Origin of the sequence: Neobacillus sedimentimangrovi (genome assembly GCF_010614825.1) — a bacterium.
In the GTDB taxonomy this organism is placed as follows: Bacteria; Bacillota; Bacilli; order Bacillales; family Cytobacillaceae; genus Neobacillus; species Neobacillus thermocopriae.
Genome location: NZ_JAAFZF010000035.1, coordinates 1 through 15,187, shown reverse-complemented (window position 1 = coordinate 15,187; position 15,187 = coordinate 1). Strand labels below are relative to the sequence as shown.

Sequence of the window (15,187 nt, the reverse complement as noted above, 5' to 3'; positions counted from 1 at the left end):
GGTGATTTAAATTGATAGTGGAAGAAATTATGAAGTCGGATGTAGCTACACTTTCTCCAACTGATACCATTGCAAATGCGATGGCGTTAATGGAGTTAAGAAAAATCCGTCACATTCCCATTATTAACAATGAGCAACATTTGGTGGGGCTTGTAACTATTGCAAAAATTAGAGAAGCCACCCCATCCATTTTTCATGCGAATGAACATCCAGAAATATTAAAAAAGCCGTTGGAAACGATTATGGAAAAAAACGTTATTACCGGCCATCCTCTGGATTTCGTAGAAGAAACAGCTGCCCTTTTCTATGAGCATAAAATTAGCTGTATACCCATTATTAATAATAAAAAGCTAGTCGGAATTGTAACGGAAACGGATTTATTGCGGACGATGATTGAGTTAACAGGGGTCCATCAACCTAGTTCACAAATTGAAATCCGAGTTCCAAATATTTCAGGTGTCCTATGTGAAATTGCCGGAATAATCCGGAATCGACATGCCAATATTTTAAGTGTCCTAGTTTATCCGGATAAAAAGGATGATCAATACAAAATTCTCGTTATCAGAGTACAAATGATGAATCCAACAGGCCTAATACAAGAATTAAAGGATGCGGGTTATCAAGTTTTATGGCCGAATCTTCCGGGGATTTCTCAATGAAAGACCGTTGTTGCTTTATTTTTTCAGAGGAATTGCTGAACTATAAATTCAGCAGCCATCATCCTTTTAACCAATTCCGGCTTAAACTAACTGTAGACTTACTAAAGAAAATGAGCGCGTTAGATACAGATCAAATCATCCCTCCTAGAATGGCAACAGATGAAGAGTTAACCCTTATCCATGATCCAAGCTATATTGAAGCAGTCAAAAAAGCAGGCCAAGGACAACTTCCAGAAGAAATTGCGGAAAACTATGGACTAGGGACGGAAGATACCCCCATATTCCCGAACATGCATGAAGCTAGTGCTCTTCTTGTTGGAGGCACACTAACTGCTGTTGATCAAGTTATGACAGGAAAAGCACTTCATGCTCTTCATTTAGGGGGAGGTCTCCATCATGGATTTCGTGGAAAAGCCTCAGGATTTTGCATATATAATGATAGTTCCGTAGCTATTAAATATTTACAAGAAAAATATAATGCCCGTGTATTATATGTGGATACCGATGCGCACCACGGAGATGGTGTTCAATGGTCTTTTTATGATGACCCAAATGTATGCACTTTATCGATTCACGAAACTGGGCGCTATTTATTTCCTGGGACCGGGAACATTAATGAAAGAGGTCAAGGAGCTGGTTATGGCTTTTCATTTAACATTCCTGTCGATGCATTTACGGAAGATGAATCATGGCTTTATGCTTATAAACATGCACTCCAAGAAGTTGCTGACTTTTTTAAACCGGATGTCATTCTCACCCAAAATGGTGCTGATTCTCATTATTACGATCCCTTATCTCATTTATCTGCCACTATGAAAATCTACCGTGAAATTCCTAAGCTGGCACATAAAATCGCCCATCAATATTGCGGTGGCAAATGGATTGCCGTTGGAGGAGGCGGCTATGATATTTGGCGCGTGGTTCCTCGGGCATGGTCACTTATTTGGTTAGAGATGACTGAAAACTCAGGATGTTTCGGCGATTTACCAAATGCTTGGATTAACCAATGGCAAGATGTTGCACCAGTGGAATTACCAAAACAATGGGATGATCCTGATGGTATCTATCCTCTAATTCCACGAAAGGCTGAAATAACAGAGAAAAACTTACTCACACTTGAAAAAGCGTTATATCCGATTCGACAACATCAAAAAAACAAATTGTTATAAATAGAAACAGGTCGGCGCCATGGCCGACCTGAAATTTTTATTCTTTCGTTGATTGGCGGTGTTCAATACGATGTGGTAACACCACAATATGATCTGTAACTTTTTCTTTATTCATGAGCTTTGTCAAAAGACGCATCGCAACTGCGCCAATATCATATAACGGTTGGACAATGGTAGTCAATTGTGGACGAACCATCAAAGAAAGTCTTGTGTTATCAGAGGTGATGACTTCAAAATCATCCGGTATACGATAACCTTTATCTTCAGCACCATGGACAACACCAAGTGCCATTTCATCAGCACCGACAAGAATCGCAGTCGGCCTGTTAGGAAGCTCTAACAGCTTTTCAAAAGCTTCGATTCCGGAATCATACGAATAATCCCCTTCAATGATGAATTCTTCATTGAATGGAATATTGGCTTCTGCCAGTGCTTTTTTATATCCATTTAACTTTTTACCGGTTATATCAGGTTCATAAAGCGGCCCGATTACAAAGGCAATATGCTTATGACCACGATCGATAAATTCCTTTACTGAGTCATATGTTGCCTGTTCATAATCAATATTTACGGATGGAATTTTTTCTGATTCTTCAATAGACCCTGCTAGAACAATTGGAACAGGAGATTTTTCAAATTCTGCTACATGATCAGGAGTGATATTTCCACTCATGAAGACAATTCCATCTACCTGCTTGCCTAGCATGGTATTGAATAAATGCAATTCTTTATCCTTGTTTTGATCGGAATTGCTTAAGATGATATTGTATTTATACATCGTTGCAATATCTTCAATTCCTCGAGCCAATTCTGCAAAAAAGATATTAGAAATATCTGGAATTATCACACCGACAGTTGTTGTTTTTTTACTTGCTAATCCTCTAGCTACTGCATTTGGACGGTACCCTAGTCGTTCAATAACTTCTAATACCTTTTTACGGGTAACCGGCTTTACATTTGGATTCCCATTTACTACACGGGAAACCGTTGCCATTGAAACATTCGCTTCACGGGCAACATCATAAATTGTAATATTATTCACTTGTAACACTCTCCTAAATACGAACCTTATTTTTCTTTATTTTGCAGCAGTATTGAAAAATTACTCATGTCCAAAATTAATTTTCATTTCGATTTATTTGTGAGATTTTATTCCATCTAAATCATGTATTTAATGATACGACAATAAGGGCAAAGCCGCAATTATCTTGAGCAATAAAATTCATTGAACCTGAAAAAACCCTCTGCATATTAATAGCAGAAGGTTTTCTCATTTAGTTTACACCCGAACGAAATTGGATGCAAGAAGCTCATTATAGAAATGGTCGAATTGTTCAAGGTTCATTTGCTGTTGTGCATCGGATAGAGCAACACGCGGTTCTGGATGAACCTCCGCCATCACTCCATCTGCACCAATTGCAATTGCTGCTTTGGCAGCAGGTAACAGTAAATCTCTTCTACCTGTTGAATGAGTAACATCAACCATAACAGGTAAATGCGTTTCTTGTTTTAAAATTGGCACTGCTGAAATATCAAGTGTATTTCTTGTGGCTCTTTCATACGTTCTAATACCACGCTCGCACAAGATAATTTGTCCATTGCCTTGGGCCATAATATATTCAGCCGCATTGATAAATTCTTCGATCGTTGCTGCAAGACCGCGTTTTAATAAGACAGGTTTATTTACTGCCCCTGCAGCTTTTAGTAATTCAAAGTTTTGCATATTACGAGCACCAATTTGAATAACATCAATATAATCAATGGCCATCTCGATATCAGCTGGGTTTACAATTTCACTAATGACAGCCATATCAAATTCATCTGCCACACGTTTTAATATTTTTAACCCTTCTACTCCTAAACCTTGGAAGTCGTACGGGGAAGTTCTTGGCTTATAAGCTCCGCCTCGTAATAGTTTTAATCCCTTTTCCTTCATGGCTTTTGCCACAGTAGCGACTTGCTCATAGGATTCCACCGCACATGGACCGAAAACAAAATGCTGTTTGCCGTCCCCGATCAGTTCGCCCTTTACGTTTACAATGGTATTTTCTTTCTTCTTTTTCCTAGAAACTAATAATGCCTTCTCATGATCATCTTTTTGTAAGTTTAAGCTAGCTTTAAAAATCTCTTTAAAGATATGATCGATGGTTGAGTTTTCAAATGGGCCATCATTATGTTCCTTAATTTTATCAAGCATGATTCGCTCACGGACTGGATCGTAGCGGTAAACTCCTTGGCTTTCTTTTACACGCCCAATCTCTTGGACGAGTCGAGCTCTTTCATTGATTAACCTCAACAGTTCCAAGTTTAGTTCATCTACGCGGTCTCTTAATTGATCCAATTCACTTTTGCTCATCTTTTTCCCCGTCCTTCCATTTTAGTAAATGAGAATCTCGATTAAGTTAACTCTCTCACATACAAAATTTATAAAAATAAAAATATTTTATAATTAGGGACTATTATAACTGAAAACAAAATCTTCTTCAATAATTAAACGCTTTTAAGCACTAAAGTATTTTCCTGTTTATTAGGTTACTTTATTCGCATCTAAGCCATATTGTGTGTATTTTGCAAAAATTTTTCCTGTATGATTTATTATTGTTCACCATTAATAGCTTGTTCTAAAGACTTCTTCGTTATTTTCCAATGAGACGCATTCCATTCAGCTTTTCCAGATGAAAATAAAATTGCCTGAGGAGATTCATGTTTAATCGCAAATTTTTCTGCAATTTCATTTGATAATGGACGTGCCTCCTGTACAGCTAAATAATAAGCCGGGATGGATGGATTCTCCTTAGCAAATTTTTCATATTCATTATAGGCTTCTTGGCTAATTGGACATGTTAAACTGTGCTTTAGAAGATAAAATGTTTCTTCTTTTGTTAATACTTCCTCAAATTGTTCAATCGTATCAATTTTTTTAATCATAATATGAGCCCTCCCAAAAAAATAAATGGTGAAGTCATTTTATCACTTCACCTGTTTTTTTAACAAATAAACTGTTTTCTTTCTGTGGAACATTAGATCTTAACTTTATTCTCTTCCTCTTCGAAGGCTTTTTGGGTTTCAGCTAATTTCTTTCTAATTACTTCGCTGTCAATGGTTCCTTTAACTTTTTTCGATTTCTTTCCAGAACGTTCCTGCGGATGTTGAAGAGGGATATAAGCAATATCTGATCCTTCCAGAAATTCCTCCTCATTAGCTTGTTTTCCTTTAACCTTTTTGAATAAATCAGTGGACTGCTGAGCAATTCCTTGTGTAAGGGAAATGGTTTTTGATTTTACATTATCCCTTAATGGAGCTGCTTTTTCGATAATTGTATCTGCTTGTCCAGTTATACTTTTACGCATTTCCTTTCCTGATTTCGGTGCTAACAACAGTGCAGCTGCTGCTCCTACCACACCACCAATAATTGCTCCCAGTAAAAAACTGCTTGAAGTATCTTCTTTTCGGTTTTCACGAGCTTCCATTTCCCTTTTTGACATTTTCCTTCGCCTCCTATTAATGGGATCGAACCCTTTGTTTTTCTTTATAGACTGTTTGTTCATTTGCTGCTTGCTTTCTTTCCTTCCACTTATCCTTTAATTCAAAGAAAACATTTGTCCATTGAATAATTTGAGAAACTTTTTCCTTACTTTCTTTCACTTGTTCATCGATTGATTCAGTAATATTTTTTAAGGAACCGTTAAACTTTCGTACAGACGTGCCAACTTCTTTTACTGCGTCTACTACACTATTTAATTGTTCAGATTTCTGCTGGATATCATCAGCAAGTTCGTTTGTTTTCTTTAACAATATAGTAGTTTCCGTTGTCACTCCCTCCAGCTGTTTTTCCAGTCCCTTTAATGTATCTGAAACACTGTTAAGAGTTAACTTAAGTGATTTAAGAGTTGCTGATAAATAAATGACAAGCACAAAAAACGCGATCGCAATTAAGGCGATACTTAAATATAAAATGATTTCCATGACAAAACCTCCGTATTATCTATGTATAACCTAACCAGTCCGGATATAAACCTGCACAATATCTTATACTACTTCCATCTTAGTACCTTATTTTCCTGCTTCCTATTTCAAATTTTTTGCCTAAACAAAAAGGGATCGCATATTGGGATCCCTTTATATTACTCCACTAATTGTTTTTCATAGGATTCCTGAAATTTTTGAATATCTCCAGCTCCCATGAAAATAATCACACTATTTTTGTATTCTTTCAATACAGATGTATTATCCTCTGTAAGGATTTCTGCGTTTGGAATTTTTTCCTGTAGGTCGTGGATAGAAAGCTTTCCATGCTTTTCACGGGCTGAGCCAAAAATCTCACACAAATAAGTCTTATCCGCCTGACGCAAACTTTCAGCAAAATCTTCCAGAAAAGCTTGCGTGCGTGTGAAAGTATGCGGTTGGAATACAGCCACAATTTTACGATCAGGGTATTTTTGCTTGGCAGCATTAATCGTTGCCCTTATTTCCGTCGGATGATGGGCATAATCATCAATTAATATTTGGCCGTCCATTCTTTTTTCCGTAAATCTTCGTTTCACACCCTGGAATGTCTTTAATCGTTCTTTCACAATCTCCACATCAATATCTTCATAATGACATACACCGATAACAGCAAGTGCATTTAATACACTGTGATCGCCATAGGTCGGGATGAAAAATGTATCATAATACGTATTGCGAATAAATACATCAAAACTTGTTCCCTCTGTTGTTTTTACAACATTCGCTGCCTGATAATCATTTTCTTCCTCAAATCCATAGAAAAGAACTGGTACCTTAGCTTGAATTTTTTGAAGCATTTCATCATCACCATAAGCAAAGATACCTTTCTTCACCTGTACAGCGAGCTCTTGAAACGCAGAGAATACATCATCAATATTGGCAAAATAATCAGGATGATCAAAGTCAATGTTTGTCATAATTGCATAGTCAGGAAAATAGGAGAGAAAATGTCTTCGATATTCACAAGCTTCAAATACAAAATACTCAGCGCCCTCCTGCCCTTTTCCTGTACCGTCGCCAATGAGAAACGAAGTAGGCTTAGCACCCGCAATGACATGGGAAAGCAAGCCGGTCGTTGAAGTTTTCCCATGTGCACCTGTAACGGCAATACTTGTAAAATTTTGCATAAAATCGCCTAAAAAGCGATGATAACGTACAACAGGAAGACCAAGCCTCATCGCTTCTTGAATTTCCTCATGGGTATCAGGAAAAGCATTACCTGCAATAATAGTCATTCCTGGTTGAATATTTTCCTTTTGGAATGGGAGGATCTTAATCCCCGATTCTTCAAGGGCCGCCTGGGTAAAAAAGCGTTTTTCGACATCGGATCCTTGCACCTGAAATTTCATATCGTGTAACACTTGGGCAAGCGCACTCATCCCAGACCCCTTTATACCTACAAAATGGTAAATAGTCATAAAAGAACCTCCAACCAACGTCTTTCTGTAAAACAGTATATGACATCTGTCTGTATTTGCTCATCAGAAAAGTAGTGACGAACATCTTGTTTAATACAAAATCATATTTCAATATTATAGCACTTTTCATCTATAAAAACTATTTTTGTCTGATGACACTTTGATTTCAGTTATGTTATTCCATTATATTATTTTAACCATTGTGTTCATAGAATACTATAAATTATGAATGAACACCAGATTCGAGGAGCTGCTCTAAGTCCGCTTCTGTAATTAAAACTTCCCGTGGCTTGCTTCCATTAGCACTAGAAATAAACCCGTATTGTTCAAGCATATCCATCAATCTTGCCGCACGGTTATAACCAATTTTGAAGCGCCTTTGCAAGCTAGAAGTAGAAGCCCCACCCTGTTCGATAATGAATTCACAAACACTATAAAACAGCTCATCCTCTTCTTCTGTTATTTGAGCCTTTTTAATCAGTTCCTCTTGAACAAACAAATAGTCAGGTTCCTGTTCCCTTCTCACATGATCCACAACAGCATCGATTTCTTCATCCGTTACAAATGTTCCTTGAAGCCGGACTGGCTTGGAAGTACCATTTTCAAGAAAGAGCATATCCCCGCGGCCTAATAATTTCTCTGCTCCGCTTATATCTATGATCGTCCGAGAATCAACTTGCGAGGAAACAGAAAAGGCAATGCGTGTCGGAATATTTGCCTTAATTAAACCTGTAATGACATCCACAGATGGTCGTTGGGTTGCAATGATTAGATGAATGCCACAGGCTCTTGCCTTTTGAGCAATTCGGCAGATGGCCTCTTCCACATCAGCCGGTGACATCATCATTAAATCCGCTAATTCGTCAATGACAATCACAATATACGGAAGTTTATCAGAATAGCGCTTTTGCTCTATGGCCAGTTCATTATAACGATTAATTTCTCGTACCCCCGTATGGGCAAATAACTCATAGCGCCTTTCCATTTCTTCAACTGCCCATTTTAAAGCTGCCGTTGCTGCTTTCACATCCGTAATAACCGGGCTAACAAGATGAGGAATCCGGTTATATGGTGCAAGTTCGACCATTTTAGGGTCAATCAGCAACAATTTTAAATCATGAGGGGCAGCTTTAAATAACAAACTGACCAAAATAGAATTGATACATACACTTTTTCCTGAACCCGTTGCACCAGCAATAAGTCCGTGAGGCATTTTTTTCAAATCTGTAACAATCGGTTTCCCTTCAATATCAAGTCCAAGGACGGTTGTGAGCGGGGATGCTGATTGTTGAAATACATCACTAAGAATAAGTTCACTGATTCTTACCGGACGGGAATGTTGATTCGGTACCTCAATTCCGATCGTATGCTTCCCTGGTATTGGCGCCTCGATCCGAATATCTCTGGCCGCCAAACTCAACTTAATATCATCACTTAAATTGGTAATTTTATTTACTTTTACACCCGGTTCCGGCTGTACCTCAAACCTTGTAACCGATGGCCCCTGTGTTACATTAACCACCCTTGCACCAACATTAAAGTTTTGAAGAGTACGATTTAACATTTCCTCCTGTTGAAGCAACCACTGGGTATCTTTTACATTAGATACTGGAGGGTGCAATAAGTTCGGATTTGGGAACACATAATGGGACATTCCAATAGTGTCTTTCTCCAACTGTCCACTGCTTTCATTTATTTGCTCATGCCGTGGCTGAGCAAGTGACTCCTTTTTTTCATTGTCTTCATCAATGAAAGGGGGCTTAGTCTCGATGTATGGTTCTGCTTGTTTCTCCTCTTTACCCGGTAATAAAAGCTCCCTCTTCGATTCCTCCCGATTTCTTTTCTGTCGTGCCTCCCATTTCTCCCGATCTTGTTTTAACATGAGTACATTAAATGGTAGGCGTGAACGCTTTGGTTTTGGTTTAGGGGATTGTTCACTTGGTACAAACTCCCCATCAGCCCGGTTTACAGTGCCCTCTACCTGTTGTTTTCTCACAATGGCTGGCACCTCATCTACCAATTTTCGTTCTGTATGATCAGCTTCCTCCATAATTTGCTGTTCCATTTTTATTTCTTTCACTGGTTCATCCGTAACAATTGAAACGGAATCTATCTTTCTACTATGTGGTTGTTCCGTTACTTCCTGTACGATTTCAGAATCATTTGAGTTTGTTTCAGGATGATATGTATGTACTTGTACCACATCATTTGATTCTAATGGTAGGCTTGAACGCTTTGCTATTGGGTTAGGTGGTTGTTCACTTGATGCAACCTCCCCATCCCCCCAGTTTTCATTTCTTTCTGCCTGTTGTTTCCTCACGATGGCTGGAACCTCATCCACCAATTTTGGTTTTGTGTTATCAGCATGCTCTATAATTGATTGTTCCATTTTTACATTTTTCACTGATTCATCCGAAACATTTGAGGTAGAATCCATCTTTCTAATATTTGGTTGTTCCGTTTTTTCCTGTACGATTACAGAATCATTTGAGTTTATTTCAGGATGATATGTATATACTTGAACCACATCATTCGACTCTAAAGGTACTGTTTCTACAAGATCTGAAGGGGCATTTTCCTTCAGTTGTAATTGGTCTTGTTCCTCTTCCTTAAAAAAATGGGTTAACTCATGCTCTATCACAATTTCAGATTTTTTCGGTCGATTAAATCCAAAGATGGGGGATGGAATTTCTGTTGGATGAAATGGACCGCTTTTTTTAGGAGTCTTTACCTTTAAAGTTTTTGGAACGGTTTTTTCCTTAGCTTTGACTTCTGTCGACTCCATTTTGTCTTGTTCCACATTGCTTTCCCGTCTTTTTCTTGAGACTCTTTTTACTTGATTGGATTTTTCGGATAAAGGTCGGTATTCCGATTTTGGATATTGATAGGAAATCCTAGCTTCGACATCTTTTGTACTTTCTCTTTGATAACTTGGGTAATCAATCTCCTTATAATCATCTTCGTAAGTAAAATCTTCATCTTTCTTGAATTTTTGAAAAAAGGTTTGGAACCAACTCAAAATAATCACTCTTTCTACACTCTTCTATCATTCTATTTTATCAGTATTTCTTAGTTTTTCGACATGATTCTAAGGAATCATTAAAGGGTTAGCGCTCTACTTCATAGTGGTTGGCTAGATTCTCTCCGACTGGAATAAATGAAATACGAATTGCTGGAAGCAATTCGATGTTGACTGATCCGTGGCGAGGAGACGGTGACAACGCCACTAGAAATATTACGCTCAACAGTTCTCAAGGTTAAAAAAATACTTCCTAATCTTACAAAAAAAGACCACTAATGAAAAGTGATCTTCTCCTGTATCCCCATTATTTATTTTTTCCTAAAATAAAAATAGGTTCTAATTCCCCATTTTCATATAAAAAGGATAAAGCGGTAATTGGAACTCTGCCGCTAGCAAAAAAGCTCATTGCCATTTGCGCCATTACATCATAGCCTCTGTTATTGCGGACATCTGCTATGATTAATACATCTTGATGGGGAACGGCAACTACCATTGTTCCAGAAATCTTCTTCTCCATTTCATTGAGAAAGCCCTTATTTAGAATTCGGCTAGCGTCATAACCATCATTTGTATTAAGAAAATAAAAGATATTTCCGGCAACATGATCTTCTTTGACCGTTGTCGAAAGCGACCTGACATTAAATAACGCAATTTCCCTAATCCTTTCAGGTTTCCATCCTTCTTTTTCTATTATTTTCTTATCAATAAGCCGATATGTTGTTCCCATATCATAGGCATAGTATATTTTTGTTTCAGCTGTATGATCATCAATTAAAAATGGAACCCCTTCCTCTGCTTCTTTTGGGAATGAAGAGGAACGGATGACCGGAAATATTTTTTTCTCATGATCAGTCAGCTGGACATTGTCTTCCATGGCCCGCAACCCTTCATCAACATAATATACAATTTCATCTATGGCCTTTTCTTTTTCATTATGCCATTTGGAAACAACTCCGCCGATGGAGATGGTAATTCCCTTTCCAGTCAATTTGCTTTCAATCCGAAGCTGGTCTTTTTTTCGATCATAGGTGAGAACTCGGTCTTCTCTTGTAAGACGGGACTTTAGTTCCCGCACCATTTTATTACTATCCATTTTCATGATTATCCCTCCGTGAATATGGAGTTTCGTTCTATTCTACATGAAAATACCTCCACTTCAAAAGGTGTGGAGGTATTCCTATTATTTTAGCCCAGAAATAAATGCTTCAATTTCTTCTTGTGTTTTACGGTCTTTGCTAACAAAGCGCCCCTTCTCTTTGCCATTTTCAAAAGCGATGAAGCTTGGGATGCCAAAAACATCAAGTTGCTGACATAAATCAATAAATTGATCGCGATCAACATGAATAAATGTATACTCACTAAATTTTTCCTCAATTTCTGGAAGTACCGGTTCAATTACCCGACAGTCCGGGCACCAGTTGGCTGAGAACATAAAAATTGTTTTACCATTATCTCGTAATTGTTCAAATTGTTCCATCGATTCAAGATGCTTCAATTTAAATCCCTCCAATTATTCATTTATTTTAACGAAATTAACGATTTGCGTCATCACTTTTGCTTCTGTCCTAAACAGATGTTTTATTTATGTTTATCTGAATGTTGTTTGTATAAATATTGTCCGACTAAAAGGTTCGTCACATGGGTAAACATGTTTCGGCGGTTAATCATACCATTTGTAAAAATACCAATGGCACCTTCTTTTGTTCTAACATTTTTCTTATTTGCATAGTCATCCATGATCGGCCCAAGTTCTTCGCCTGCTTTTAGCCTTTCCGCCACTTCCTCTGGGAGTAGTAAACGGGCACCTCCTGCGATAATCGGTTGAATACCTTTCGCAGCAAGAGCTCCCCAATTGCAAAGGAATAACCCTTGGCTTGTCTGGTGTACCCCTCCTTCAAGGCCAATGCCAATATCACCATTTCCTTGCTGTAATGCACGGGTAGCCCGATTAATGGCCCCTTGAATGGTTTCTTCATCCGAAAATGGTTGTTTACTTACTCCAGATGGGACATCAATAGAAATAAATTCTATATCATTGCTCTGAAAGCTATTTTTTACTGCATCAATTTTTGCAGGATTTTTTGAACCAATGATAATTTTCATGATGTATCTCCTAAATACGTTATTTGTGCATGTTTTGTTGTTCTTTCTCTCAATGTACCTCTTACAAGCTTTTATATACGAAAAGAGGCATAATCACCACATGCCTCCTAAATAATTCAGCTGTTTGCTTTAATGGTTTCAACCGTTGATTTGTCACAAGCTTTTACTAGTTTAATCAACAATTCTTTAGCTGCTGCATAGTCATCTACGTGAATGATTGAAGCATGAGTATGGATATAACGAGAACAAATACCTATGACGGCACTTGGAACACCCTCGTTCGCTATATGAACACGCCCAGCATCTGTTCCACCTTGGGAAACGAAATACTGATAAGGAATACCATGTGTTTCAGCCATATCAAGGACGAACTCCCGCATACCTCTATGCGTAACCATTGACCTATCAAGAATTCTTAGCAGTGCCCCTTTTCCTAAGTGTCCAAACTCCAACTTTTCTCCCGTCATATCATTAGCAGGACTGGCATCAAGGGCAAAAAAGATATCCGGTTGGATTAGATTCGCTGCTGTCTGTGCGCCACGCAAACCAACTTCTTCTTGGACGGTGGCACCGGAATATAGGATATTTGGTAAGGTTTCGTCCTTTAACTCTTGAAGTAATTCAATGGCTAATCCACAGCCATAGCGATTATCCCACGCCTTAGCTAAAATTTTCTTTTCATTTGCCATCGGTGTAAATGGACAAATTGGCAAAATTGCCTGACCAGGCTTAATTCCCATTCTTTCTGCATCCGCTCGGTCATCTGCGCCAATATCAATGAGCATATTTTTGATTTCCATCGGCTTATTTTTCTTCTTTTCATCTAATAGATGCGGTGGAATGGATCCTACTACACCAATAACCGGACCGTTATTCGTTATTACTTGAACACGTTGAGCGAGCAATACCTGACTCCACCATCCGCCAAGTGGCTGAAAACGAAGCATACCATTATCGGTAATGGCCGTAACCATAAATCCGACTTCATCCATATGACCGGCTACCATAACTGTTGGACCATCTGGATTCCCTTTTTTCACACCAAAAATGCTACCCAATCGATCTTGAACAATATCGTCCGCATAAAGAGACAACTGTTCCCTCATAAATTTACGGACTTGATGTTCATTGCCAGGTGCACCAGGTAACTCTGTCAATGTTTGAAAAAGCTTTAATGTTTGTTCGTTCATCGTTTACTCCTTTATTATTTTCGCAATTTTATGTATAACTTTATTTTACAGAAACTTATTGCCGGTTACCATTATTTCGTTTAACTATATGTAATATTACCTATTTAGAAAGAAATAAGATATACTATAAGAGAATTTGTTATTGTCATTTTTTTCAAAGGGGGTTCGTGAGATGAACTGGAAATCGTTTTTTATTGGCCTGACAGTCGGAATTGCTGGTGGATTTGCTGCTAAAGAGCTTATTTCTCAAAATACAAAGATCTCACCTGAGAAAGTATTGAAGCATGTAAAAGAGCAATTTAAACAAAATGGACCAATTAGTGGTTCTTGGATACATATGAAGACAGAACCATATGAAAGACACGATGTGCAGTATCATGTATATAAAGGCGGAATTTCAAAAAATATCAATGGAAAGACGGAACAATTTGAATTTATTGCAGACGCCTTAACAGGAACCCTGTTAGATATTAAACGCCTTTCGGAAGTATCATAATAAGCCGAATCAATTTTATTTTGATCCGGCTTTGATTTCTTATTTCTGTCTTTTAAGACTCTCTATAATTTCTTTCCCATCTTGCCCCCATTTAACCGCACGATAAAAAGCATCATGATAAAACGTAAACCAAGCGTTTCTTTCTAATGCATAGGGAAGCCATTTTTGCTTGGCGCGTATTGAGTCCATCGGATAATCATCATAAGCCATTACCCAAAGGACATTTTGGTGGGCATGTGTCCCCATAAGATCACCAAAGTGAATAGCCATTTCTCCCCCATCTTCAATAATAATAATCGAATGACCATTACTATGACCGCCGGTATGAATCATTTGAATCGGGCCTAAAGACCATGATTGTTCAAACGGTGTTACCTGTGATTCAATAGCTTCCCAATTTTCTCTAAAGTATGTAGCTTTGGAGCGGATATTCGGATTTCTCATTTCCTCCCATTCAATGCTGGATGTAACGATTATCGCATTCGGGAAAGTAGATTGAAAAGTTCCATTAACAATCTTTGTTAATCCACCTGCATGATCATTATGCATGTGAGTCATAAGGACATAGTCGATATCATTTGTTGTTAAACCTAATTCCTGTAATGAGCCCTCAATATTTGATTCTGCGGTTACACCAAAATTTCGCAACTGTTTTTCAGTTAACTTTCCTTTACCAAGTCCAGCTTCAATTAAAATGTTTTTATTTCCGATTTGGACAAGTATGGGATCTGTCGGTAATTCAATTTGATTTTTTTCATTTGCAGGATACTTTTTAGACCATAATGCTTTTGGAACCACTCCAAACATGGCTCCACCATCCAAATTCGTTACCCCTCCTGATAACCAAGTAAGTGTCACATTGCCAACCTTTAATGTTTCCATACTTCAACCTCCCATCCTTTTCTTTAGTTTACCATTGACAGATATTTCTGGAAAACAAAAAGAAGTTCCCCAAAAAGTATAACTTTTTAAGAACACTCCCCATTTGTATATTCGGTTCTCCGTCAAATGTTGGGGTGGTAAAGAAATCAGGCCACCCCTATCCTATATGTAGACCCATTCCTTTATACTGATGTCTCAATAAGATTCTTGCTCGAAATCTCTTGAAGTTTTTATATCCAT

15 protein-coding genes are annotated in these 15,187 nt (G+C 38.0%); 3 read left to right on the top strand and 12 right to left on the bottom strand.

Translation table 11 applies throughout. The annotated features are described in order from the left end of the window. Positions 1-11: 11 nt before the first annotated feature. Together GZA11_RS11725 and GZA11_RS11720 are read left to right on the top strand one after the other, a co-directional pair. On the top strand, positions 12-659 hold the full coding sequence (locus GZA11_RS11725) for an acetoin utilization AcuB family protein (protein ID WP_038536745.1): 648 nt from the start codon (positions 12-14) through the stop codon (positions 657-659). Then, positions 656-1,828, top strand: coding sequence for an acetoin utilization protein AcuC (locus tag GZA11_RS11720; protein ID WP_038536747.1), 1,173 nt, complete (start codon positions 656-658; stop codon positions 1,826-1,828). The genes GZA11_RS11725 and GZA11_RS11720 overlap by 4 nt, the downstream gene beginning before the upstream one ends. Before the next feature lie 37 nt (positions 1,829-1,865). On the opposite strand, the gene ccpA is transcribed toward GZA11_RS11720, so the two are convergent. The 11 genes from ccpA to GZA11_RS11665 all read right to left on the bottom strand — a co-directional run bounded on the left by ccpA (position 1,866) and on the right by GZA11_RS11665 (position 13,569). Continuing rightward, a complete protein-coding gene (gene ccpA / locus GZA11_RS11715; RefSeq protein WP_038536749.1) occupies positions 1,866-2,870 on the bottom strand; it encodes a catabolite control protein A in 1,005 nt (334 codons plus the stop codon). A gap of 237 nt (positions 2,871-3,107) precedes the next feature. Further along, complete coding sequence (locus tag GZA11_RS11710; protein ID WP_038536751.1) at positions 3,108-4,184, bottom strand: bifunctional 3-deoxy-7-phosphoheptulonate synthase/chorismate mutase; 1,077 nt, start codon at positions 4,182-4,184, stop codon at positions 3,108-3,110. A gap of 239 nt (positions 4,185-4,423) precedes the next feature. After that, positions 4,424-4,756, bottom strand: a complete 333-nt coding sequence (gene ytxJ, locus GZA11_RS11705) for a bacillithiol system redox-active protein YtxJ (RefSeq protein ID WP_038536754.1) — start codon at positions 4,754-4,756, stop codon at positions 4,424-4,426. A 92-nt stretch (positions 4,757-4,848) separates the two neighbouring features. Beyond that, on the bottom strand, positions 4,849-5,313 hold the full coding sequence (locus tag GZA11_RS11700; protein ID WP_163183933.1) for a YtxH domain-containing protein: 465 nt from the start codon (positions 5,311-5,313) through the stop codon (positions 4,849-4,851). Positions 5,314-5,329: 16 nt separating this feature from the next. Further along, a complete protein-coding gene (locus tag GZA11_RS11695) occupies positions 5,330-5,794 on the bottom strand; it encodes a DUF948 domain-containing protein (RefSeq protein ID WP_038536755.1) in 465 nt (154 codons plus the stop codon). Positions 5,795-5,952: 158 nt separating this feature from the next. After that, on the bottom strand, positions 5,953-7,254 hold the full coding sequence (gene murC, locus GZA11_RS11690; protein ID WP_038536758.1) for a UDP-N-acetylmuramate--L-alanine ligase: 1,302 nt from the start codon (positions 7,252-7,254) through the stop codon (positions 5,953-5,955). Between the two features lie 223 nt (positions 7,255-7,477). Then, complete coding sequence (locus GZA11_RS11685) at positions 7,478-10,273, bottom strand: DNA translocase FtsK (RefSeq protein WP_163183932.1); 2,796 nt, start codon at positions 10,271-10,273, stop codon at positions 7,478-7,480. A gap of 307 nt (positions 10,274-10,580) precedes the next feature. Next, positions 10,581-11,369, bottom strand: a complete 789-nt coding sequence (locus GZA11_RS11680; RefSeq protein ID WP_038541856.1) for a DUF1444 domain-containing protein — start codon at positions 11,367-11,369, stop codon at positions 10,581-10,583. Between the two features lie 87 nt (positions 11,370-11,456). Next, positions 11,457-11,771, bottom strand: coding sequence for a thioredoxin family protein (locus GZA11_RS11675; protein ID WP_038536761.1), 315 nt, complete (start codon positions 11,769-11,771; stop codon positions 11,457-11,459). A gap of 83 nt (positions 11,772-11,854) precedes the next feature. Continuing rightward, positions 11,855-12,379: a DUF84 family protein gene (locus GZA11_RS11670; protein ID WP_038536763.1), complete on the bottom strand. Its 525-nt coding sequence runs from the start codon at positions 12,377-12,379 to the stop codon at positions 11,855-11,857. 116 nt (positions 12,380-12,495) lie between these two features. Then, the gene (locus GZA11_RS11665; RefSeq protein ID WP_038536766.1) at positions 12,496-13,569 is read right to left on the bottom strand and encodes a M42 family metallopeptidase; all 1,074 of its coding nucleotides are present in this window, start codon (positions 13,567-13,569) and stop codon (positions 12,496-12,498) included. Between the two features lie 172 nt (positions 13,570-13,741). On the opposite strand from GZA11_RS11665, the gene GZA11_RS11660 reads away from it, so the two are divergent. Then, on the top strand, positions 13,742-14,065 hold the full coding sequence (locus tag GZA11_RS11660) for a PepSY domain-containing protein (RefSeq protein ID WP_038536769.1): 324 nt from the start codon (positions 13,742-13,744) through the stop codon (positions 14,063-14,065). A 39-nt stretch (positions 14,066-14,104) separates the two neighbouring features. On the opposite strand, the gene GZA11_RS11655 is transcribed toward GZA11_RS11660, so the two are convergent. Further along, positions 14,105-14,947, bottom strand: coding sequence for a YtnP family quorum-quenching lactonase (locus GZA11_RS11655; protein WP_163183930.1), 843 nt, complete (start codon positions 14,945-14,947; stop codon positions 14,105-14,107). Positions 14,948-15,187: the final 240 nt, after the last annotated feature.